The sequence below is a fragment of the Paenibacillus sp. 453mf genome (genome assembly GCF_900116105.1).
Taxonomy (GTDB): Bacteria; Bacillota; Bacilli; order Paenibacillales; family Paenibacillaceae; genus Paenibacillus; species Paenibacillus provencensis.
Genome location: NZ_FPAC01000003.1, coordinates 242298 through 264557 on the forward strand (window position 1 = coordinate 242298; position 22260 = coordinate 264557).

The window sequence follows — 22260 nt, forward strand, 5'->3', positions numbered from 1 at the left end:
TGTGCTCGGGGCGACGATCACGGCAGGTACAATCACGAGTGTACTAGGCACAACGATCACAGCCGGTACACTAAGCAGCGTTACCTCCATTTCACAAAAGAGCTTCACAGAAACTCAGGTGCTTAGCATTCCTACAGCGGATGCGTTCACTCCGCTGGGTCCGGTAAGCACCAGCGTATTCGGAACGTACTCCTTCTTCGTATATAATGCAGGCCCTGCGAACAGTGTGGATGCAAGGGTAGAGATCAGTGCCAACGGAACAAACTGGTTTGCCGATGTCGATACAGTTACCGGCATTGCTGCAGGGTCGGTAGACGTGCTTGTGCCCCAGCGCTTTCTCAAATACACCCGGCTTGCCTATCGTTCAAGTACACCGGGTGCTGCAACGACAATTGATGTGTTTTTTAACGGACAAGGAACATAAGACAGCCTTATTTCATATAGGTACAGGGAATCTCTATATACGGGGAGCCTGTACCTTTTTTGCGTATGAAGGAGGAAAGACAAGATGAGACGGCCTACACTAGGTGTTCACATGATTATACGTAACGAGGAAGCACGCCTTGCAAATTGTCTGGCATCCATTCAGTCGATCGCGGATGAGCTTGTTATTGTGGATACTGGGTCTACAGACAGATCTATTGAGATCGCCAAGCGGTTCGGGGCCGTTGTCGTATGCAGCACCTGGCAGGAGGATTTCTCAAAGGCACGGAATGAAGGGATATCACTGGCGGGGACCGATTGGATTCTAGTGCTGGATGCAGATGAAGAACTGTCGCATGGCCAGGATGAGATCAGGGCTTTTTTACAGGAGACACTTGCTGATGTGTGTACCATACAATTGGAGAATTGGACGGGAATGCAGCCCGAAGATCGGACGTTCTATGAGGCGGAGCGATTGTTTCGCAATCGATGCGGTTTTTATTATAAGGGAATAATTCATGAACAGCTTATTCGTGATGACAACATGAGGCCAGAAGGAGTAGCCGACCCCCGTATCGTCAAAAGTCCGATTCATGTGCGGCATTACGGCTATCTTCCAGCGGTTCTTCGGGAGAAACGAACAGTTAGGCGAAACCATAGCCTCATTCAAAAAGCATTGGAAATCGATCCGAAGGATTCGTTCCATTTCTATAACCTAGGGGTCACCTGCTGTCAGCTTGGCATGTGGGAACAGGCGAAGGAGGCCTTTGGGAAATCACTGCAGGACTGCCCATTAGCAGCGCCTTACCGTGCAACACTGGTTCGTGATCTTGCCAAGCTGCTGCAAACACTGGAGCTATACGACGAGGGGAGAGCTTTGTTATTGACGGAGCTGTCTCATTATTCGGATTATGCGGAGCTGCACGTTGTGCTCGGGATGATCGAACAGTCACAAGGCATGATGGATCTCGCCTATGCGTCTTTTCAAGCGGCGCTTGAGGTAAAGCCAGCTGGTTCCTATGTTACTGACGCGGGAATGAACAGCTATGTGCCGCAGGTACATATGGCAGATATAGATAAGCACAAAGGGCGATGGACGCAGGCTGAAAGGCGATATTGTTCCAGTCTTCAGGATTGCCCGGGATACATGCCTGCAGCGCTTGGCCTTGCGGATCTTCTACATCTTCAAGGGGAAAAAGACGCAACGATTGCTCATCGCTTACTGCAGCTGATGACGCCGTCGGATCCGATAATGCTATACAAAGCAGCCTATGCCCTGAGTCTGTGTGGAGCGTATGAAGCTGCATTGTCCATTCTGCCTGAGGGCAGCACTCAGGCAGGTGATGAGGCTTGGGTGCGTTTATGCCTCATGCAGACAGAGCGTTACCCGTGGTCAGCCGGGCGTGCGCAGCAGCACATCAACTTACTGCAACAAGCACAAGCACAAGCCGCTGATCATAAGGAAGCCGAAGATACGGTTACGTTCGGAACCGAAGGGAAGAGAGAAGCAGAGGCAAAGGCATTGGCAATGGAGCTGGCGGTAATGGATTGGAGTTTATCCGAATGGATGCTTGGGGCGAGACTGCCGGAGACTCTTGTGAGTGTGCTTGGTGCACAATCAAGAGAGTATCTTCAGATTGAAGCCCGATTGTTTCCCTGCGAGCAGCAGACTGATCCGAGCGGCGAAGGCGGACCCGATGTGGATGCTGAGCATGCTGCAACGGACGCGGGTGCAGCTTATGCAAAATTCGAGGGAGCTTCAACGGATGAAGCCGCTCTGGCTGCTCTAGCTGTCCGCTTGTGTGAACGGGCGGCGGAATGCGGATTGAAGAAGTTTGTTCTTCAAATGAAAGATGCCGGACTTATCACATCAAGACAGACCGCAGGCATCCTGTATCGTTACGGTTACCGCTGGAGTGCGGTAGACCAGTATCTGGAGCTGCTGGCTCAAGACCAGCTGGATGCAGATGGAGGGTTTGAGCTCGCTGAATTTATGTACGATCAGAAGCTATATGCCAAATCGGCGGCATTGTTCGATAGAGCAATCCAGCTAAATCCACAGCATCAAAAATCCCGTGCCGGTGCAGCAGCGAGTTACTTGCAGCTGGCCCACGCCACTGCAATCCAGACGCTGCACTCAGCAGGGCGGCTGCCAGGAGCTTCAGGGCTGCAGAACGATGCTCAGAAACTGAGCGATTCTATTGCTCAAATCATGGATCTGGGATGGCAGACGCGGCGATCCGGTCGGGAGCGGAGGAATGAACATGTCTAATGGCCGAGTCTCCTTATGCATGATAGTCAAGAACGAAGAACGCAGCTTACCTTCTTGTTTGAATAGTGTAAGAGGAGCGGTCGATGAGGTGATCGTGGTTGACACCGGATCAACCGATCAGACGGTACAGCTTGCAAGGCAGCAAGGTGCTGCTGTAATTCCATTCAATTGGTGTGATGATTTTGCTGCCGCCCGCAATAGGGGACTGGCGGCTGCAACAGGGGATTGGATTCTGTTTCTGGATGCAGATGAAATTTTGGATGACAAGGCGAGGGCGGAGCTTCCATTATGGAGCACACAGAAGGGAGTAGACGGATTTTTTCTGCAAATTCACAATTACACCGGCAACGGATCAGGCGGTGTCACCATTAATCCTGTACTGCGGATGTTTCGCAATCACCCGGAGCATCGTTTTTCCGGCCGCATTCATGAGCAAATCGCTGAATCCATTGTGAGCCATAATCCGAAGGCGCATTTTCATATGACAGACATGATCATCCATCATTACGGCTACAGTGAAGAGATCGTGCTGGAAAAAGACAAGGTCAGCCGAAATACACGCCTTCTTCAACAGGTGATTGCTGAGGACCCGGGTAATCCTTTTCACCGTTATAACATGGGGGTTGAATGGCTGAGGATCGGCCGATTGGAGGAAGCATTAAGCTCTTTTCGCCAATCGTGGAATGGCCTTGATCCGATAAAGGCGAGCTATGCGCATCTGGTGCTTAAATACGAGATTCGATGTCTGCAGGCGCTTGGCAGGTGGGAAGAAGCGGAGGCGCAGATTATGAAGGGACTGCAGCTGTATCCGGATTACACCGACCTATTGCACTGCCGAGCGTTGACCGAGGAGGCATTCGGCAGGGAGAAGCAGGCGGAATCTGCCCTCAGGGAAGCACTGCGTATAGGCCCGGCACCTGATCTATATCATACGGAAGAGGGAATCGGCACCTATCAGACGTATTACCTGCTGGGATTAAATGCAGAGAAGCGGGAGGCACTGGATGAGGCAGTTGACTGCTATGTGAAAGCCATTCGCTGCAAGCCAAGCTTAACTCCGCCGCTCTATCGGATATTTCGGATTATGCAGGCTGCACTTCAAGAAGAACACATTCCGGAACTGCTTCAGGCGAGGTTTTCATTCTCGACACCGGAGAGCACATGGAAAGTGATTCACATTCTGAATGAATGCGGCTGCTATTCGTCAGTGATAGATATACTGCACCAGATGGAGCGGGAGAGTCCTCCGCATGCTCGAAAGCAGATTCGTGTCCATCGACTGGAAGCCATGTGGAAAGCGGGGGAATGGAAGCAGGCCGGGCGATTGCTGCGCAAAGCCCAAATCCCGTCCTCCTCTTCTCTATCTGAGCTTATGAACTGGAGTATGGACATACGAAGTAAGGATGAGGCTTATCAAGATCCAGCCATTCAGCTGCTTCGGAATAAGCTTTCCCTATCGGAAGCATTGGGCGGCAGAGCCGAACAAGGTGTACCTGCGGGCACCCATCGGGAGAAGCTGCCGCAGATATGGAGTTCACTGGCGAGCTTGTGCCAGGCGGCGATGAATGCGGAGAGGCAGGAGCTGTACTCATCGGTTCTAGAAGGCTGGATCGAAGCGGTTGACCAAGGCTTACAAGAGAGCGAATTAAATTCTATGTCCGGGGTCAATATGCTCCTCCATACGATGATCAGCGCTGCGGACCATCATTTGGCCCATATGACCACACTTCAGCGCGGGCAGGAGCATCGAGGCAAGGACTGGCGAATCATCCAGCGACTTCGACTTACCATGCCATGGAGCGATGGTCATCATTGATGAGGAGGGCGCGGGGCATGAATAACAAATTACCTATTTCCTTATGTATGATTGTTCGTGATGAGGAGCTGTTTCTGGAGCAGTGTCTGGCTTCGGTAGCGAGTGTCGTCTCCGAAATGATCATCGTCGATACCGGGTCCACCGACCGAAGTATCGATATCGCTAGAAAGTATGGAGCAACGGTTGTCCTTATGGAATGGAAATCGGATTTTGCTGCAGCACGGAATGAATCACTTCGCCATGCAACACAGCCCTGGGTCTTGATCATGGATGCGGATGAACAATGGGCTGAAGGTCAGCAGAACCGGCTCTTTTCATTACTCGAAGCAAGTGAAGAGGTATATGGATTTGAGGTGGAGATCAGGAGCCTGCTTGGTCGTTATGGAGAGGAGTCCGTAACGGACAGTGCCTGCCGGATCTTCCGGAACGACACGAGAATTCAGTTCAAAGGCCGTATTCATGAAGAAGCGGTCACCTCTATACTTGCACTCGGAGCAAATGCGCTTAGAACCTCAGGGCTTCAGCTCCTGCATTATGGGTATCTTGATGAGATCATTAAACGGAAGAATAAAAGCGAACGAAATTTCCAGCTCATTAACGAAGCTTTGCTGCAGGAGCCGGACAGTGCAGTATTGCAGTATGCTCTGGGTACGGAATATTTTCAGCTGGGAGATTATGATGCTGCCATTCGAATACTGGAGCCGCTTCTGGATGAGGTGCCGGCGGAGAGCGGATATGCTTCGGATGTATTTCTTAAGACGATGTTTGCTCTACGTGAGAAGGGAGAGCTGCATCAAGCGGTAAAGAAGGTGGAAGAAGGGATAGCCAGGTACCCGGGGTTTGCGGATTTACAGGAGCTGAGGGCCGTTCTGCTTATGGATCTGGGGAGAGACGATGAGGCGCTGGATGTACTGTCTAACATAAGTCGAAGCAGGGAATATACCTCCGTGTCAGGCGCAGGTACCTATCGTTCCTCTTATCTTACAGGGATCGTCTATGAGCGTAGGGGGGAATGGAAGCTTGCTTGTGAAGCTTACGAGAAAGCCGTGGAGGCAAACCCTGATTATGTGCCGGCTTGGCAGCGCTGGATTCCGCTTGCTGTATGCAGCGATGAGCTCACTAAGGTAGAGCATTGGATTGGAAAAAGGGGACTTGCAGCGAAGGTGCAGCATGTTGTTCTATATCAGATGCTTGATATGCAGCAATCTGTGTGGATATTGAAACAGAAATCCTGGATGCAAGAAGCCTTTATAACCACGCCTTGGGCAGAAGCCATCCTACTGGCTCAGCTTGGGGAGCGGCGTGTTGCGGCAAGGATGCTTCAACCATGGCATACTCATCGGGACATGGCGCAAGAGATATATCTTCAAGCGCTTTGCCTAGATGCTGCTGGCAGAGGGCAGCTGCTCAGCTGCGATCCTGGCCTATCCGTTACAGTGGATAATAGTCGTTGGATGGGGGAGCAAGCCGAAGCATTCATCCGGCTGGGGGCATGGACTGGATTCACTGTCTGGCTGCAAGAGGTAGAGGAGCCGGCTGCTGTGCTGGCTCAGCTGTCTCCTTCAGCAAGATCAGGACTGCTGCATGCCCCGCTGTCTGTCCGCAGGAAGCTCTATTCCTTGCTGCAGGAGCCAGGTGGTGACCGAGAAATGATGGAGATGCCAGCCGGATCCGAAGCAGCATACATGGAGGGGGCGTCAGAACATCAATCCGGCGCCGCTGAGCAGGAAGGAGATTCACCTGACCGAGCGGTGCAGCGCATACAGCTGTTTATGAGGCTTGCCCTGAGAGCCAGCTTCATGGAGAAGGGGGAGGAGGGTGCAGGTCTCTCGAACTTTGAGCAGGAGGCAGCCCAGATTCTGAAGCATAAACCCGCATCTCCTATAGAAGCAGCCCAATACGGATGGAACGCATTAGAGCTAGTCATGAAGCAGAAGCTTCAGCGCGCTGAAGCCAGATTCCAAGCAGCAACACAGCTTATGCTGATATAAGCCGGTCATTTGCGGACGGTCTGGCCACCACAAGTGACCGTTATGCTCTCTTTTTGATCAGAGCCCGGAAGCAGTAGATGGCTGGACCATACATGGTTGTGTATACAGCATCTTCAGGCCGTTCGGTGCTCAGCGGACCATCTATAGCCAGATCTGCTTCGGATAGGAGAGTGGTAAGCTGTTCCGGCTCAATTTCAGGCACATCAAAAGTGAGCACGAGTCTGCCGTCAGGTCTCAGAACCCGGGCAAATTCCTGGAGCGATTTCAGCCGTGTGGAAGGATCTAAATGCTCCAGTACAGAAATGCAGTAAACTGTATCAAATTGCTCATCCGGATAAGGCAGTGCAGCTAAATCGGCCTGGGCCCGTTCAACATTCTCGATGTAATGCTCTGGCAGAATTCTCGATATTTGAATGCCAAAATCGTCCGCGACTGCGGATCGGATCGCTTCATTTGATAAGATTCGCGGGTCCAGATCACAGGCGTATACTTTACGCACACGGTCGACGAGCCAGAATTTGAAAGGATGAGGAATGCCGGAGGCAGCGTCCAGTACAGTATCTTCCGCATGAGCGAATTGACGGGCCCAAGCATATTCATATGGTCTGCTCCACCAGGCTGGATGCAATGGAACAAGAACAGTATCCATCCGCCCATCATCACGCCGTATATATCTTGAGTCGAGTGTCATCGCAGCAGTATACGCTCCTTCCGGGCCTTGCGGCTGAGGTGGTTTTGAAGCACCGTTTTCCAGGCAAGTTCCCACTTGCGATCATCATAAGCAAGTGCAGTTTGTCTTGCCTGATTACCCATTCGATGTCTGAGCTCATCATCATCGATCAGCCTGCATATGGCGGCTACAATGTTCTCTTCTACCGGAGGAACAGACAGTCCATTTAGTCCGTCCTGGACGATATCATTTAATCCTCCGACATTGCCTGCGACAACGGGGAGCCCGCAGCTCATGGCCTCAAGACAGGCATAGGAGGTTCCTTCTGAGAAGATCGTCGGAATCACTGCGATATCCGCTTGCTGATAGGTCAGCAGCATTTCATCAAATGTGTACCTTTTCGCAAATATACGATCTTTGTGCGGATGATGCTTTCTCCATATCTCGAATGTCTTTCCTATCGTGCTGCCCTCAACCCGCTCGCCTGCAAATTCAATGACGAGAGAGGGATAGGCGCCTAGCAGACGATCACTGGCCAGCATCATAGGAATGATGCCTCGTTCCAGGCTGATTCTTCTTGGGAATAAGAGCCGGATGCTCTTCTGGTTAGAGGCAGCGTCAGCAGCCTGCAGATCCGATGCTTCTATCGCAGCGTTGAAGTCAGCGGGAAGATGGAAGTCTTCATTGAGATCATTATCTTGGAGATCTTCGTCTTGCTCTTCGTCTACATGATGAAGGTAGGCAGTCCGGCCCTTTACTTTTTTGCGCAGTGCTTCTTCATCAATCGCCTTGTCCTCTTCGGCGTCTCCGTGCATTAGGTGCACAGGCTTGAAATAATGGGTATCTACACTGTTCGGAATGAGCACAACCTGATGGGGATTCTGATAGGTGCATGCGGCGCGACAGTAGGTAAGAAAGTGCGAATCAACCGACACAAGGGTATCGAGCTGGTCTAGAGCCCTTTGAATGGAGCCGGCAATCTCACTTTTGGCAGTTGCCGGCAGGTTATGACGATCCCAGTTAATGCCGTGGCAGATACCCAGGCTGCCCGGAGCATAGTTCAGCGGGTGCCATATGCAGCTAGCATAGATGAGCGGACCGCGGGCGCGAGAGGCCATCTCGTCAAAAGCTTGTGGTATATGGTCCGGATCATAGGGGTAACCGAACACCTCGATCTCTTCTATGGTTTTGTGGAATGCCTCGTAGTAGGAGAGCTGGTGCACTTCCGGGACATGGCCGATATCTCGAATAACCTGACACAGCCGAAAAATGTACCGTTCCAGCCCGCCGCCAAACAGCCGCTCGAAGTCACGATTATAGCCATCTGCGAAGCTATGCGTAAGCACACTAATATACCCCATGCTTAGATCTCCTCCTTCCACTCCACGAGGCTTGGGGAAAGATCCAGAATGGATTCATACTGCGCAGTATTCCCCCATTTGCCTTCTGGATCGAGCTTTTTGTAACGGATGTACTTCTGAACGCGCTCCTCAAGTGGTCCTGCCCAGCCCAAATGCTTGATCCGCAGATCTGTCGTTAATCCCTGCAGAGCAGCGCAGGTGGATGGCAGACGGGGAACATGATGCGCCCTTTCGGGATAGGGATAAGGGAAGCCTGGAAAATAGCGGACAAGCGTCATGGTCTGCCGGCGATGCGCCTGCCACAGCTCATCCTCCCGATAATACTGCCTGCTCCCCCACAGATCATATAATCGGAAGCTGACCCAATCGTACCGATCCTGATTAATCAGGTTTCGAATACTCCGCTTCGCACGTTCTTCATATAGCTCGTCGGCATCAACGGCAAGTATCCAGTCGGGTGAAGTAGAGACCGTGGTCTGCCACAGGATTGAGCGGAGCTTCCACTCCTCATCAAACAGAGACGCTGCCAGAGTAACCAGCTTCTCTACCTTGGCGCAGGATTTGCATATTTCAAGTGTGTGGTCTGTGCTTGCATCGTCTACAATCACGATGTTATCCACGAAGGTAGAGAGATCCTCAAGCACTTCCTCCAAATAGCGGCCGCCTTCATTACGAACTTGAAGCATGGCCGTCAACTTATTGTTTTCCTTTTTCCGGACAGGCGATATAGGTGGTGAATTGGATATTGTCATCGTCTCTAGGCTCAGCTCCCTTGCTCCAGAATTCGAAGCTCCTCATCGAGCGCATCCAGTGCCAAAATTTGCACGAGCGCATCCTCATCGCTCTCGGCAGCTTCCATGAACAGGCGGATTGCGGTATGCCGGTCACCTCTCATTGCTTCTACACTGCCTGACAGTATGCGGAATTCCCTTCGGTCCTGCTCGGTTTGCAGATCGGAGGCTGCAACCTCTCCGAGTGCTTTTTCCAGGCGGCCTGTTTCCCGGTACAGCTGAAAGGATAGATGTCTTGCATTTTGCTCCGGCAGCAGGTCCAGCATGGATAAGGCTGCGCGATAATCATCATTGAATCGATAGATATGGAACAAGGCAGCCGTTTCTTGCCCATCGGCCATTAACTGAAGAAGGGAATGATATTTATTCATGTCCGCATCACTATAAGCTGTAATTCCGTAAGTGTTGACAGCCTGACTAAGATTGCCCTGCTGTGCATAGATGGCCGAGATAAATCTATAGTGCGTAATCAGAGCGTTATTTCTGCCCTGCATGACAGCCTGCAGGAAGGCCTCCTCTGCATAGCGAAGGGACTTCTTATCCTCCAGTAAGTACATATAGACCGACAACAGGAAGGAGACCGTCTCATGAGGACCGGATTGTTCTCGTAACGATTCATAATAAGCAGCTCGCTCCGACCACTGACGACGATGCACCGCTGTGAGTGAACTGCCTGTAAGCTCATGAACGGCTTCCTGAAAAAGCACATCATAGACGGTCGATTCCTCCTGAAGGAGCAATGCGGAGAAACCTCGGAAGGACCAGTCCAGACATTTCATCTCCGAAGCAGAGCATATAAGCTGGGATAACGCCGTCAATTGCTGCATACATGCTATATAAAGTCCTTCATTCGACTTATCAAGATGGGCAGACTCATATGTAATAATGTGCTTCGGATGCAGGGAGGCCACTGCATGGACCCAGTATGGATGGGCCACGAATGCAATAGTATTCTCATTCCAGAGCTGTGCCAGCTCGCTCCTGAGTACATAATTCAATGCCTCGGGCCAAGCTGGCTGCCCCGGTTCGGAGTGTTCATGGAATTCCACTTTGGATCGGCTTGTAACATAGTATACAGGGGCTGACTCACAGAGAAGGGCTAGAAGTCGCTTCAGTATCGGATCTGCTGTGTTGGGTGGTGGAAATATGACAAATTGAAGAGTGTCCAACTTCATCCGCTCCTTAAATAGTTATACTGATACGTAGGCTGCTGCCTGCATCTATATACTGTATGGGAGCAGAGGGAGGTTCATGAACAATTTCTTATGCAACGCATTAGGAGCGGCGGCTTCCAAGTACACAAAAAAAGCATGATCTGAGTGAGGACTCAGGGACCATGCTCTTGTTGATATGAACTTATGCTTAAATCTGTACCAGCATCAGAATGATCGAGGACAAGCACAGACATACACTCACGAGACATAAGACTGCCAGGGTCTGCTTATGGGTCAGGCCTGCTCTCAATAATCTGTAATGAGCCTGGCTCGCATCTGCCTGATAGATCGCTTTTCCTTCCAGGAAACGCTTGATGACGACAAACAGGTTATCGAAGATCGGAACACCTAATGCCAGAATCGGAATAAGGATGGATAGAATCGTTGCCTGCTTGAATGCCCCATCCAAGGCGATGACGGCGAGAATAAACCCGAGGAACGTCGCTCCCGCATCTCCCATGAACACTTTGGCCGGCGGTTTGTTGAATTTTAAGTAGCCTGCAGTTACACCAACAAGTACGATTGCGAGCATGGCCGAGTGGCTCTGTCCCATTGTTAATGCCACGATAAACAACGTCGTCCCCGAGATCGCTGATAATCCTCCCGCAAGCCCGTCCATCCCATCGGAGAAGTTAATGACCGTGGTGACGCCGAAGATCCACAGAATGGTCAATGTAAATTGAAGCCAAACAGGAAGAGAGATGTATTCCTCGCTGAAGGGGTTATAGAATCCGGTAAAACGAATACCTGCAAAATATACAATGACAGCAGCCGACACTTGAACGAGCATTTTGGGCAGAGCAGGAAAGTCCTTGCCTCGGGTCTTGTACCAATCATCGACAGTTCCAATGACGAGCAGGAGCAGTCCTCCGGTAAACAAGGCTGCCGTCTGCCAAGTATATTCGCCCGAGAATAGCAGATAGGTGATGAAAAATCCGGCAAAAATCGCATAGCTTGCGGTAAGCGGGATTGGTTTCTTGTGCAGCTTGCGCTCCTCATTCTCTCTTGGCTTGTCCACGAAATCAATCTTAAGAGCGATCCTTCCTAGCGGAGGAATGAGCAGCACGACAATCAGCAAAGATACGATAAAAGCACCAGCGTACAGCATGGAACAGAAATCACCACTTTTCAGCATTTTTTAGACAGATCACTAGATGTATTATTCATCCATTGAATCAATTTCATAATACCTTTAGTTGCTTAAATCAAGGGTATATATAGATCAAAATGGTTTTGTTTGTCTATATAGTTTCAACTTCACCTTATTAATGATTTATTCAAATTATAGCTGTTTGTTTCGGGAATTGTCGATTGTTTTCTTCAGCCGCTTATATTCCGAGTAACAAGAGCGTGTTAGTACAAAAGAAAAAATATTCCGCTTTTTAAATAAATTTAGGAAAAAATCTTTTTTATTTTGGTTTTGTTTGCTATAATTTCCCACAAAGAGAAGCGAAAGGTAAAACTTCCGTGCTTTTTATCACATCATACGTCTTTCTCTTCGCAAGTGACTCTTGTCTACTATGAAGGGGGAAAAAGGAATGAGAAGAAGCAGAAGAGGTCTCAAGCTGTCGTGTTTAACCCTGTTGTTGCTATCGTTATTGCTCAGTGCATGCAGTGGTGGAGGCGGAAATAATGGAGCTGACCCGGCGCCTGCTGATCCTGGATCAGGAGGAACGGAAGAAGTCAGTGAGCCGATTGAGCTTGAATTCTGGACCATTGCCCTTCAACCTACGTTTAACGACTATTTTAACGGATTGATCGAGGAGTACGAGGCAGCACATGAGAATGTGACGATTAAATGGAGTGATTTTCCGTTTGATGCGATCACGCAGAAGCTGCTGACGACGACAGCGAATAATGAGAGTCCGGATGTCGTGAACCTTAACACCGAATTTGCCAGTCAAATGGGTACCAAGGGTGCGCTGGCTGACCTGAACGAACACCTCACTGATGAAGAGAAGGCCGTATATTTTGACGGAATCTTCAATTCCACCATCATTAATGACAAAGCTTATGCTCTCCCATGGTACACCGGTACCGAAGTGCTGTTCATGAACAAGAAAATAGTGGAGGAGGCTGGACTCGATCCGGCAAATCCGCCGCAAACCAGAGAGGAACTGGCAGAGTGGGCTCGTACGGTTAAAGAAAAGACCGGCAAAGCCGGATACGCTGTGCAGCTCGTCTCGAAGCTCCTGCCGATCGACGGTATTCAGATCCTGAACGAAGACAAGACCGCAGCTGCGTTCAACACGCCTGAAATGGTGGCTATGATCGAGAACCTGCAGGGGTTGATGGAGGAAGGTCTGGTGGTGAAGGAGGATGCTGAATTCTCCAAACAGATCCAGTTCTATTCGGCAGAACAGACCGCCTTTGTACTCGCCGGACCAACCTTCATCAATTTTATCAAAACGTCCGCACCTGATGTATATGAGAACACGATTGCTGTATCTTTGCCGACAGGCAAAGCAGGCCTTAGATTGTCCAACTCCATGAACATTGTCGTACCTTCCAAAACCGAGCATCCAGAGGAAGCGGCTGAGTTTGCCAAATTTATTACCAATGCAGCCAATCAAACCGCCTTCTCCAAAGTAGCCAATACACTGCCTTCCACGAAGGAGTCCGTTGAAGATCCATTCTTCAAGGAATCCGATGGATCGCTTGAAGCCGAAGCGAAGCTGGCATCGAGCCAAAGCCTCACGGAAGCGACAGACTATATGGTCGGCGTACCGAATGCAGGCGATATCAACTCTGCGATTGCACGCGGACTGCAGGAGATCTTGCTGAACGGTAAAGAAATTCAGGCCACACTGGATGCAGTTGAGGCCGAAGTGAACAATATCCTGAAGCAGTAGCAAGCAAGGAAGGGCAGGCATAAGAACAACTGGAATGACGTTAAGTGAGGCAAGGAATGTGTTTCTTGCCTCATCTAATTCACAAGGGGGGAATGCAAATGAGGTGGGTTCGTTCTGAATCTTTTGCAGCCTGGGCATTCATGACCCCAGGTTTACTCATTATAGCCGTGTTTGTATTTTGGCCGATTATTTATGGAATACCACTGTCCTTAACGAATTATTCCGTCATTGGGGAAACAAAGTATATCGGTTTGGACAACTTCAAGAATGCATTCCTGGATAAGAACTTCACCATTTCCTTATGGAACTCACTGCTGTACGTCATCGTGGTTCCGTTTATTCAGATTTTTTCTATATTAATGGCGATTCTTGTGAACAGTCGAATTCCTGGGATTAAGCTCTTCCGTGCGGCTTATTACATTCCTGTTGTCACCTCTATGGTTGCTGTAGCCCTGATTTGGAGCTGGCTGCTGAGCAGCAATGGGGTCGTCAATTACCTGCTGATGAAGGTGGGAATCATTAGTGAGCAGGTATCCTGGCTGTCAACCAGCGAGACGGCACTGGCTACGCTCATGTTTATTACGATGTGGAAAGCACTCGGATATTACATGATGCTGTATCTCGCAGGTCTACAGGGCATTCCGAATGACCTCTACGAGGCAGCGAGAGTGGATGGAGCGAACCGAATGCAGCTCATTTGGTCGATTACATTACCACTCCTGCGGCCACATATCTTTTTCTGTTCCTTGATCTCCGTGATGGGGGCGGTACGTGTATTTGACGAGGTATATATCTTGACCAAGGGCGGACCGGGAACCTCGACGCTGGTATCAAGCGTGTATATTTTTGAAAAAGGACTGGAGCAATTCAATTTCGGCTATGCCTCTGCGCTGGGACTCATTGTGAGTGTGCTGATTGGCGGACTTAGTGTCATCGTGTTTAAGCTGAACCAGAAGGGCGGTGTCAATTCATACTGATGGAGACCGTTAAGTTAATCGAAGCTGACAAGTTGATGGAGACGAGCAGGCGCAAGAAAAAGACTGCACGGATCATCCGCATGGCCATTACGTACCTGATGCTGTTCCTCCTGGCTATCTTTATGATGGGACCGTTCTTATGGCTGCTGAGCGTGTCGCTAATGCCGGGCCGTAATATTTTCTCGTCACCACCGGCCATCTTTCCGACCTTTATTGATTTTGAGAACTATGTACAGGTATGGCAGTTCATGAACTTCCCGAGGTATATGTGGAACACGGTTGTAATTACAGTGCTGGGTGTGGTGTTCAATATCATTTTGTCATGCATGACAGGGTACCCGCTCGCTGTATTCCGATTTAAGGGGCGGAACTTCGTGTTTGTTACCTTGATTGCAACGATGATTATCCCATCCTCCACCGCGATGATCGTGCATTACCTGACCATTCAGGATTTGGGACTAGGCGGCTCATACCTGGGTGTTGTTCTGCCTGCGGCGGTGTCTGTCTTCAACATCTTCCTAATGCGGCAGACATTCCTGAACATCCCGATTGATGTGCGCGATTCTGGAAAGATCGATGGCGCCTCCGAATTTCGTATTTGGTGGCAGCTGATATTGCCGCTGGTGAAGCCAGGGATTGCCGTTATTGCCCTGCTGGAGTTCATGTCGTTCTGGAACAGCTTCCTGTGGCCCATGGTCATTCTCGATGACCCATTGAAATATCCGCTAGCGTCTGCATTGACAACGCTGAACGGTCAGTTCTCGTATAACTTCGGCTGGATCGCCGCTGGCACGATGATCTCGGTAATTCCGATCATCGTCGTGTTCCTGTTCACCCAGCGATACTATATGGAGGGAATCGCCGGAGCGGTGAAGGGTTAGAAGCTGCCTCTGTCCCGAAGGAAGAGGGACAGAGCCACGCCGAAGGCTGCAGGGGTTCAGAACTTCTCTGTCCCGTGAGGGAAGACAGAGCCATGCCGAAAGCTGCAAGGGTTCAGAACTTCTCTGTCCCTGTAAGGAAAGACAGAGCCACGCCGAAGGCTAAAAGGTTTTCAAGTATTCTTAATCTTTCATCTCTTAACTAACTAATATCAGGGCAAGGGTGAGGCGAAGCCAACCCGCCACACCTTAGCGCCAAGCGAGTGTTCTGGATTCTGAGCGACTTTTGGCTTTGAATGCATGAACAACTCCGAAGCCATGACTCCGCATTCAAAACAAGTCGGAGCGAAGAAGTCAGAACAGGAGCGTCCAGAAGTCAGAATACGAGCGTTCAGGAGCGTGAAAACTATGCACACCATCTTTGTCCCACTCGACGAAAGGCCATGCAACTATGAATTTCCGTACATGCTGGCAGAGGGCACGGAGCTCACAGCAGAGCGGCCTCCACTGTCCATGCTCGGACTGAAAAAAAGACCGGGCGATATTGAACAGCTGTGGACCTGGCTTGAAGAGAAGGCCAAGGGTGCAGGAGGAGCTGTCATCGCACTGGATACCCTTTTATACGGAGGAATAATCCCTTCCAGACTTCATGAATTTACGGAAGATGAGCTCATCGCAAGGCTTACAAGGCTGCGCAAGCTCAAAGAGCAGCATTTGAATCTCAAAATTTTCGCATTTCAGCTCATTATGCGCTGTCCGCAGTATTCCATATCGGATGAAGAGCCGGATTATTATGCGGATTGGGGACGTGAAATTTTCCGCAAAGGCTATATTAGTCACCGAGAGGAGCTGAATATAGCCACAGAGGAGGAGCTTGAAGAGCTCAAGGATATTAACAGCCGCCTTCCAAAGGAGGTGCTGGATGATTATTTGGGAAGAAGAAGCATCAATATCCAGGCTAACCGGGCAGTACTGGACTTGGTGAAGGATGGGGTCATTGACTTCCTCATCTTCCCGCAGGATGACTCAGCACCGTATGGATATACGGCGAAAGATCAGCAGGTGGCGAGACAGCGGATCAGTGAGCTGGACCTGGAGCTAAAGGCTTATATGTATCCTGGGGCTGATGAAGTCGGCTGTACGCTGATAACTCGGATGTTAAACGAGGCTAAGGGAGTAAAGCCGCTTGTATACCCTAGACTATCCTCTATTCAAGGTGCATTTGTTACACCGGTATATGAAGATCGATTTTTCTACGAGACACTAAAGTATCAGATCACAGCAGCAGGAGCTTTAATTGCTTCCAGTGCGAGTGAAGCGGATCTTATTTTGCTTGCCAGCACACCGGGTGAGACAATGATGGAGGCAGTGTCGCAGGAGCATCCATTTTTCAGCTATGATGTCTACCGCAATTTAATGGAGCTGATCGAGTATGGAGCCTACATGATGAAGGAGCAAGGCAAAGCTGTAGCCGTTGCAGATGTGGGCTATGCGAACGGTGCAGATCTCAAGCTGGTCAAAATGCTGCGTCAAAAAGGCATTCTGTTTGATCTGGCAGGCTATGCAGCCTGGAACACCAGCTCGAATTCACTTGGAACCGTCATCTCGCAGGCTCTCATTTATACACTGTACGGGCGAACTCAGGAGCATCTTGATTTCCTCGCGCTTCGTTATGCGGAAGATGCATGCTACTGTGCTGCGGTTCGCAAGGAAATGAATGCGGGAGTTGTGGAAGAGATGGGCTACAACAAATTTCTGTTGGATGGTCCGCGGGGCAAGGTGGCAGAACGCGTCGAACAGCGGCTTGCTCAGGTATTGGAGGAGAAGATCAACGGTCCGGAGGGCCGAATTGAGATTATGGATTGTTACATGCCGTGGAATCGTACCTTTGAAGTTGGACTGAAAGTGAAATATCATGCCGTATGAATCAGGCAGAAGTAACCAGGAAGAGGGTGTATGCTAGTGAATCCCGTATTGGAGCAAATACGATATGGACTGATTGCATCATGCCAAGCTTTACCGGGTGAACCGCTTCATGGTTCGGAGACGATGGCGAAGATGGCCAAGGCAGCAGAAGAAGGAGGGGCAATCGCAATTCGCGCGAACAGCGCTGAAGATGTAAGGGCGATCAAGCAGGCGGTGAGCCTTCCTGTCATTGGAATCGTCAAACGAGATTATCCGGATTCGGAGGTATATATTACGCCCACGACGAAAGAAGTCGATGAACTTATTGAGGCAGGGGCGGATATGATCGCACTGGATGCTACGCGAAGAAAGCGGCCGGGCCAGGTCACGCTGGAGACGATGGTGGAGTACATGAAGTCTCGGGATATGCCAGTGATGGCCGATATCTCAACCTTGGCAGAAGGGCTGTACGCCGCGTCCCTCGGTGTCAGCTGTGTGTCAACCACGTTGTCGGGTTATACTCCCTACTCTCCAGACCTAGCAGGTCCTCATCTCGAATTGGTTAAGGAGACTGCTGAGCGGCTTGTCATTCCGGTGATCGCGGAGGGGAGGATCAGTGAGCCGGCTCAGGTGGAGGAGGTGCTTCGGCTCGGCGCATATGCCGTCGTGGTCGGTTCTGCTATTTCCCGTCCTCAATTAATAACGAAGCGGTTCGCGGAAGCCGCACGGAAGGCAGTGATTTCAATCCATGGAAATGAAAGATCGCATTAATACCTACTATCCTTCGCTGACCAAGTCGGAACAAAAAGTAGCAGAATGCGTACTGCAGAATGCCGATGATCTAATGTATTACTCCGTCACAGAGCTGGCCGATTATGCTGGAGTTGGGGAGACAACGGTCATGCGTTTTTGCCGGAAGATTGGATTCAAAGGTTATCAGGATTTCAAGCTGTCGCTTGCTCAGAATGCAGGGGCAAAGAAGCCGGGGGAACAGGACGAGGACAGCAAGGATTTTGTCCGTATGGTCTATGAGAACAACATCGATATCCTGCACTCGAGCATGAGTCTCTTGAACAGGAGTAAGCTGGAGCAGGCGATCGAATGGATCGACCAGGCGGGCAATGTGCAGTTCTTTGGCGTAGGTGCTTCCGGCATTACAGCGCTTGATGCCAAGAACAGACTGCTACGGATAGGCAGACGGTCTGAGGCGGTTGCAGACAGTCACATTCAGGCGATGATGGCGGTCAGTATGAGGGAAGGGGATGTCGCATTTGGAATTAGTGTATCCGGCAGTACCCTCGACACCAACGATATGCTGCTCAAGGCAAAGCAGAACGGAGCGAAGGTCATTGCCATTACGAACTATGCGAAGTCGCCGATTACTTCCATTGCTGACCTGGTGCTGCTGACGGCCGGCAAAGAAATGCCGCTCGAAGGGGGTTCAATTGGAGCTAAGATTTCGCAGCTGTTCATTATAGATCTTATCTGTGAAGGACTTGCAAGAACAAACATAGCAGAAACGAAGAGAATGAAGGAAAAGACAGCAAGGTCCGTTATTGATCGAAGCTATTGATATTTATGCGGGGCCTTGAGGAGAGGAGACCAGGAAATGACGTTAGTATTGCATGCAGATGTCATTGTAGTTGGGGCAAGTCTCGGGGGAACGATAGCAGCAAGAGCAGCAGCAAGAGCAGGTTTGAATGTTATTTTGACAGAACAAACGGATTGGATCGGGGGACAGCTTACCTCGCAGGCCGTTCCGCCGGATGAGCACAGATGGATCGAATCCTTTGGCTGTACAGCGAGCTACCGGGAGTTTCGGGACCGGGTGAGGGAGTACTACAGACGGAATTATCCTCTGAACGATGAGGCCATGAATGATCCTGTTCTAAACCCGGGCAATGGATGGGTGAGCCGGATTGCTCATGAGCCGAAGATTGCCTTAAGGGTACTGGAAGACATGATGGCAGCATACATCAACTCAGGCCAAATTCGTATCTTATACCATACGGTGCCGAATGGAGCCGATTGTAAGGGCGACCATGTGCAGAGCGTCAGTGTAAGACATGTGCACACCGGCGAGGAACTCGTGCTGACAGGCGAATACTTTCTGGATGGTACCGATAATGGTGATTTGCTTCCAATCGTGGGCGCAGAATATGTAGTAGGTGCTGAATCGGGTGAGGAGACAGGCGAGCCGCATGCGCTCTTCAAGGCTGACGCCTGTGATATCCAGTCTATTACACATGTCGCAGCGCTGGAATATGTGGAGGGCGGCAATTTTATGATTGAACGTCCTGCATCTTATGATTTCTGGAAGGCTTATACGCCACTGCCGGATCGGATGCCTTTGTTCAGCTGGTTCGCAGGAGACGCGAATGACACAACGAAGCAGAAACAATTTACGATGTTTCCCAATGACCAAGGAATAACTCCGTTATGGACCTATCGCCGAATTGTAGACCCGTCCATATGGCGGGAAGCGCTGCCGACAGGAGAAGTGACGCTGCTCAACTGGGCACAGAACGACTATTATTTGGCGCCGATCATTGGTGTAGGGTCGCAGAAGCAGCGGGAGCATGAGGAACAAGCACGAGATCTGACACGCTCGCTCGTCTACTGGCTGCAGACAGAAGCACCGCGCTTGGATGGAGGCGCAGGCTATCCCGGAGTCCGGCTGCGAGGAGATATTCTGGGGACAACCGACGGTCTGGCCAAAACAGCATATATAAGAGAGTCACGAAGAATCAAGGCACGCTACACGGTTACCGAGCATGATGTCAGCAAGGAGCTTCGTGGCGATCAGGGCATCAAACAGTACAGAGACAGCGTCGGCGTCGGCAGCTATCATCTGGATCTGCATCCGACAACCAAATCGCTGAGATCCTTTTACATACCTAATTATCCTTATGAAATCCCGCTCGGCTCACTCATTCCGATTCGTATGAAGAACCTGCTTCCTGCCTGCAAAAATATTGGAATGACCCAGATCGCGAATGGCTGCTACCGTCTTCATCCAACGGAATGGAACATTGGAGAGGCAGCCGGCTATCTGGCGGCTTATTGCCTGAGACACGGCATCCAGCCTGCTCATGTACTTGATTCAAGCGAGCATCTGGAGCAGTATCAGCTTCTGCTTACTCATCAGGGCGTCGAGCTGCACTGGCCGGATGAGGTGTATGATACGATGTACTAGTAGTGACGAAGCAAGTGACAAATAAATTAGCGACCCCATTAGCGGAAATGCCGTGGGGTCGCTTTTTTGAGTTAGGACTTTGCCTAATTCGGTTCTACTAAGTTAAGAAACGTGATCGGGTTAGTCCTTGATCGCCCCTGCGGCAATGTCTGAGATGAACTGCTTACTGATAAACAGGAACAGGATAATAAGCGGAATAATCGCCAGCAGCGTTCCGGCAATGATCATGGCATAATCTGTGTTGTACAGTCCGTTTAGCTGGGACAAGGCGATTTGAAGGGTATACCTGCTCTCGTCAGTCAGCACGATGAGCGGCCAGAGATAGTCGTTCCATACCCCAATGAAAGTGAAGGCGCCGAGAAAGGCGAAGGCAGGACGCAGAATCGGCAGAGCTACATTGAAGTACAGTCGGAAGAAGCCGGCGCCATCCATCCGTCCTGCATCAAGCAGCTCCTTCGGGATCGAGCCTTCCGCATATTGCCGAATCCAGAAGATTCCGAAGGCATTGACCATGCCGGGAACAATGAGTGCCTTGTAGGATCCGACCCAGCCGAGCTCAGCCATTATAACGAAGGACGGTACGAGCGAGAGCTGGGATGGCACCATCATGGTGGCGAGCAGAAGAACGAACAGCCACTTTTTACCCGGGAATTCAAATTTGGCAAAGGCAAAGCCGGCGAGTGAATCGAAGAACAATACGAGTATTGTGACGACAGCAGAGACAAACAAGGTGTTAAGAAAAGCTCCGACAAAATCAATCTGTTCCATGACTCTTGTGAGATTGTTCCAGAACTCTCCCCCAAACCACAGTTTTGGCGGGAAAGAATAGATGTCTGCAGTCGTTCTCGTCGACATGACAATCAGCCAATAGAAGGGGAACATCGAGATAACGAGACCAATGGCTAAGCCGACGTATAGACCGATGGATTTGAGTCTTGCCTGTATCATGAAGCCTCACTCCTTCTAATTGGATGATTTGCCTTGAACGAGCTTCCAGTTAAGAATCGAGAACAGTGCAATAATGATGAACATGCCCCAGCCGACAGCTGCACCATATCCAAAATAGTTGTTAATGAAGGATTCACGGTACAGATACAGAACAATCGTCATTCCTGCTCCTCCGACCCCGCCATCATTGCCGAGCAAGATTTGCGGTTCGGTAAACAGCTGCATACCGCCGATCGTGGAGGTGATGACCGTGAACAGGATTACAGGACGGAGTAGTGGAATCGTAATGCGGAAGAAGGACTGAGCGCCGGTAGCGCCGTCAATCTTAGCTGCTTCGTACAGATTCTGTGGAATGGCTTGAAGTCCGGCCAGATAGATGACGGCATTGTAGCCTGCCCAGCGCCAAATGACCATGGAGGCAATCGCCGTCTTAATTCCCCAGCCTGTATCTAGCCATTGCACCATGGGAATCCCGAAGAGATTAAGAATATAGTTGAATATGCCGTAATTGTTCGAGAACAGGGCAGCAAAGATAATCGATACGGCAACAATGGACGTGACGTTGGGAAGGAAGAAGCCGACCCGGAAGAAGGTCTTGAATTTGACGAATGGAGCGTGAAGCAGGAAGGCAATGACAAGGGCGATGAACAGCATTGGAACGGTGGAATAGATCCAGATAATGAAGGTGTTCCCAACCGCTTGCCAAAATTCCGGATCCGTCACCAGGTAGCTGAAGTTGTTCAATCCGTTATACGTCATTTCACCGATGCCGTCCCATTTCTGGAAGGCAAGATATAGAGAGAATCCGATCGGGAACAGACCGAATATGGCAAATACAATATAGAAGGGAGAAATGGCAGTGTATACGGCTCGATTTTTCCAGATTTCCGACCATAGCGATTCTTTTTTGGCTGTAGGCACATAGGATGAGCCTGTTTTCGGTTCCAGAGATTGCATATCGGTAGC

At 50.3% G+C, this 22260-nt stretch carries 18 protein-coding genes; 11 read left to right on the top strand and 7 right to left on the bottom strand.

The genetic code is table 11. The annotated features are described in order from the left end of the window. The 4 genes from BM415_RS24785 to BM415_RS17185 form a co-directional block, all read left to right on the top strand. On the top strand, nt 1-424 hold a 424-nt coding region (locus BM415_RS24785), incomplete at its 5' end, for a DUF6385 domain-containing protein (protein WP_244533506.1). An 84-nt stretch (nt 425-508) separates the two neighbouring features. After that, on the top strand, nt 509-2695 hold the full coding sequence (locus BM415_RS17175) for a TPR domain-containing glycosyltransferase (protein WP_091160129.1): 2187 nt from the start codon (nt 509-511) through the stop codon (nt 2693-2695). Then, nucleotides 2688-4511, top strand: coding sequence for a glycosyltransferase (locus BM415_RS17180; RefSeq protein ID WP_170862526.1), 1824 nt, complete (start codon nt 2688-2690; stop codon nt 4509-4511). Before BM415_RS17175 ends, BM415_RS17180 begins: the two co-directional genes overlap by 8 nt. Before the next feature lie 17 nt (nt 4512-4528). Beyond that, nucleotides 4529-6502, top strand: a complete 1974-nt coding sequence (locus tag BM415_RS17185; RefSeq protein ID WP_170862527.1) for a tetratricopeptide repeat-containing glycosyltransferase family 2 protein — start codon at nt 4529-4531, stop codon at nt 6500-6502. 40 nt (nt 6503-6542) lie between these two features. Here BM415_RS17185 and BM415_RS17190 read toward each other — a convergent pair whose 3' ends face one another. From BM415_RS17190 to BM415_RS17210, 5 genes are all read right to left on the bottom strand, one after another. Then, entirely contained in the window at nt 6543-7193 is a 651-nt protein-coding gene (locus BM415_RS17190) for a class I SAM-dependent methyltransferase (protein WP_091160134.1), read from the bottom strand. Further along, on the bottom strand, nt 7190-8533 hold the full coding sequence (locus BM415_RS17195; protein ID WP_091160136.1) for a glycosyltransferase family 4 protein: 1344 nt from the start codon (nt 8531-8533) through the stop codon (nt 7190-7192). Before BM415_RS17195 ends, BM415_RS17190 begins: the two co-directional genes overlap by 4 nt. 2 nt (nt 8534-8535) lie before the next feature. After that, nucleotides 8536-9285, bottom strand: coding sequence for a glycosyltransferase (locus BM415_RS17200; RefSeq protein ID WP_091160137.1), 750 nt, complete (start codon nt 9283-9285; stop codon nt 8536-8538). A gap of 11 nt (nt 9286-9296) precedes the next feature. Further along, nucleotides 9297-10493: a hypothetical protein gene (locus tag BM415_RS17205; protein WP_091160139.1), complete on the bottom strand. Its 1197-nt coding sequence runs from the start codon at nt 10491-10493 to the stop codon at nt 9297-9299. A 193-nt stretch (nt 10494-10686) separates the two neighbouring features. Then, nucleotides 10687-11646 (bottom strand): MraY family glycosyltransferase, encoded by a 960-nt coding sequence (locus BM415_RS17210; protein WP_091160140.1) that lies wholly within the window; start codon nt 11644-11646, stop codon nt 10687-10689. A 430-nt stretch (nt 11647-12076) separates the two neighbouring features. Here BM415_RS17210 and BM415_RS17215 point away from each other — a divergent pair, with 430 nt between their 5' ends. From BM415_RS17215 to BM415_RS17245, 7 genes are all read left to right on the top strand, one after another. Next, the gene (locus tag BM415_RS17215) at nt 12077-13390 is read left to right on the top strand and encodes an ABC transporter substrate-binding protein (RefSeq protein WP_091160142.1); all 1314 of its coding nucleotides are present in this window, start codon (nt 12077-12079) and stop codon (nt 13388-13390) included. A 98-nt stretch (nt 13391-13488) separates the two neighbouring features. Then, nucleotides 13489-14367, top strand: a complete 879-nt coding sequence (locus BM415_RS17220) for a carbohydrate ABC transporter permease (protein ID WP_091160143.1) — start codon at nt 13489-13491, stop codon at nt 14365-14367. Beyond that, nucleotides 14367-15248, top strand: a complete 882-nt coding sequence (locus tag BM415_RS17225; protein WP_091160145.1) for a carbohydrate ABC transporter permease — start codon at nt 14367-14369, stop codon at nt 15246-15248. Before BM415_RS17220 ends, BM415_RS17225 begins: the two co-directional genes overlap by 1 nt. 405 nt (nt 15249-15653) lie before the next feature. Beyond that, nucleotides 15654-17171, top strand: coding sequence for a DUF4127 family protein (locus BM415_RS17230; protein ID WP_091160147.1), 1518 nt, complete (start codon nt 15654-15656; stop codon nt 17169-17171). Between the two features lie 30 nt (nt 17172-17201). Beyond that, nucleotides 17202-17921, top strand: coding sequence for an N-acetylmannosamine-6-phosphate 2-epimerase (locus BM415_RS17235; RefSeq protein ID WP_091160148.1), 720 nt, complete (start codon nt 17202-17204; stop codon nt 17919-17921). After that, nucleotides 17899-18723, top strand: a complete 825-nt coding sequence (locus BM415_RS17240; protein WP_091160150.1) for a MurR/RpiR family transcriptional regulator — start codon at nt 17899-17901, stop codon at nt 18721-18723. The genes BM415_RS17235 and BM415_RS17240 overlap by 23 nt, the downstream gene beginning before the upstream one ends. A gap of 36 nt (nt 18724-18759) precedes the next feature. Further along, nucleotides 18760-20346, top strand: coding sequence for an FAD-dependent oxidoreductase (locus tag BM415_RS17245; protein WP_091160151.1), 1587 nt, complete (start codon nt 18760-18762; stop codon nt 20344-20346). 120 nt (nt 20347-20466) lie between these two features. Here BM415_RS17245 and BM415_RS17250 read toward each other — a convergent pair whose 3' ends face one another. Both BM415_RS17250 and BM415_RS17255 read right to left on the bottom strand, forming a co-directional pair. Further along, complete coding sequence (locus BM415_RS17250) at nt 20467-21294, bottom strand: carbohydrate ABC transporter permease (RefSeq protein ID WP_091160153.1); 828 nt, start codon at nt 21292-21294, stop codon at nt 20467-20469. 15 nt (nt 21295-21309) lie between these two features. After that, nucleotides 21310-22251 (bottom strand): carbohydrate ABC transporter permease, encoded by a 942-nt coding sequence (locus BM415_RS17255; RefSeq protein ID WP_091160155.1) that lies wholly within the window; start codon nt 22249-22251, stop codon nt 21310-21312. Between the last annotated feature and the right edge of the window lie 9 nt (nt 22252-22260).

Coding starts and splice junctions, on each gene's coding strand:
- BM415_RS17175 (WP_091160129.1), top strand. CDS start 509: ATGAGACGGCCTACACTAGGTGTTCACATGATTATACGTAACGAGGAA.
- BM415_RS17180 (WP_170862526.1), top strand. CDS start 2,688: ATGTCTAATGGCCGAGTCTCCTTATGCATGATAGTCAAGAACGAAGAA.
- BM415_RS17185 (WP_170862527.1), top strand. CDS start 4,529: ATGAATAACAAATTACCTATTTCCTTATGTATGATTGTTCGTGATGAG.
- BM415_RS17190 (WP_091160134.1), bottom strand. CDS start 7,193: ATGACACTCGACTCAAGATATATACGGCGTGATGATGGGCGGATGGAT.
- BM415_RS17195 (WP_091160136.1), bottom strand. CDS start 8,533: ATGGGGTATATTAGTGTGCTTACGCATAGCTTCGCAGATGGCTATAAT.
- BM415_RS17200 (WP_091160137.1), bottom strand. CDS start 9,285: ATGACAATATCCAATTCACCACCTATATCGCCTGTCCGGAAAAAGGAA.
- BM415_RS17210 (WP_091160140.1), bottom strand. CDS start 11,646: ATGCTGTACGCTGGTGCTTTTATCGTATCTTTGCTGATTGTCGTGCTG.
- BM415_RS17215 (WP_091160142.1), top strand. CDS start 12,077: ATGAGAAGAAGCAGAAGAGGTCTCAAGCTGTCGTGTTTAACCCTGTTG.
- BM415_RS17220 (WP_091160143.1), top strand. CDS start 13,489: ATGAGGTGGGTTCGTTCTGAATCTTTTGCAGCCTGGGCATTCATGACC.
- BM415_RS17225 (WP_091160145.1), top strand. CDS start 14,367: ATGGAGACCGTTAAGTTAATCGAAGCTGACAAGTTGATGGAGACGAGC.
- BM415_RS17230 (WP_091160147.1), top strand. CDS start 15,654: ATGCACACCATCTTTGTCCCACTCGACGAAAGGCCATGCAACTATGAA.
- BM415_RS17235 (WP_091160148.1), top strand. CDS start 17,202: ATGCTAGTGAATCCCGTATTGGAGCAAATACGATATGGACTGATTGCA.
- BM415_RS17240 (WP_091160150.1), top strand. CDS start 17,899: ATGGAAATGAAAGATCGCATTAATACCTACTATCCTTCGCTGACCAAG.
- BM415_RS17245 (WP_091160151.1), top strand. CDS start 18,760: ATGACGTTAGTATTGCATGCAGATGTCATTGTAGTTGGGGCAAGTCTC.
- BM415_RS17250 (WP_091160153.1), bottom strand. CDS start 21,294: ATGATACAGGCAAGACTCAAATCCATCGGTCTATACGTCGGCTTAGCC.
- BM415_RS17255 (WP_091160155.1), bottom strand. CDS start 22,251: ATGCAATCTCTGGAACCGAAAACAGGCTCATCCTATGTGCCTACAGCC.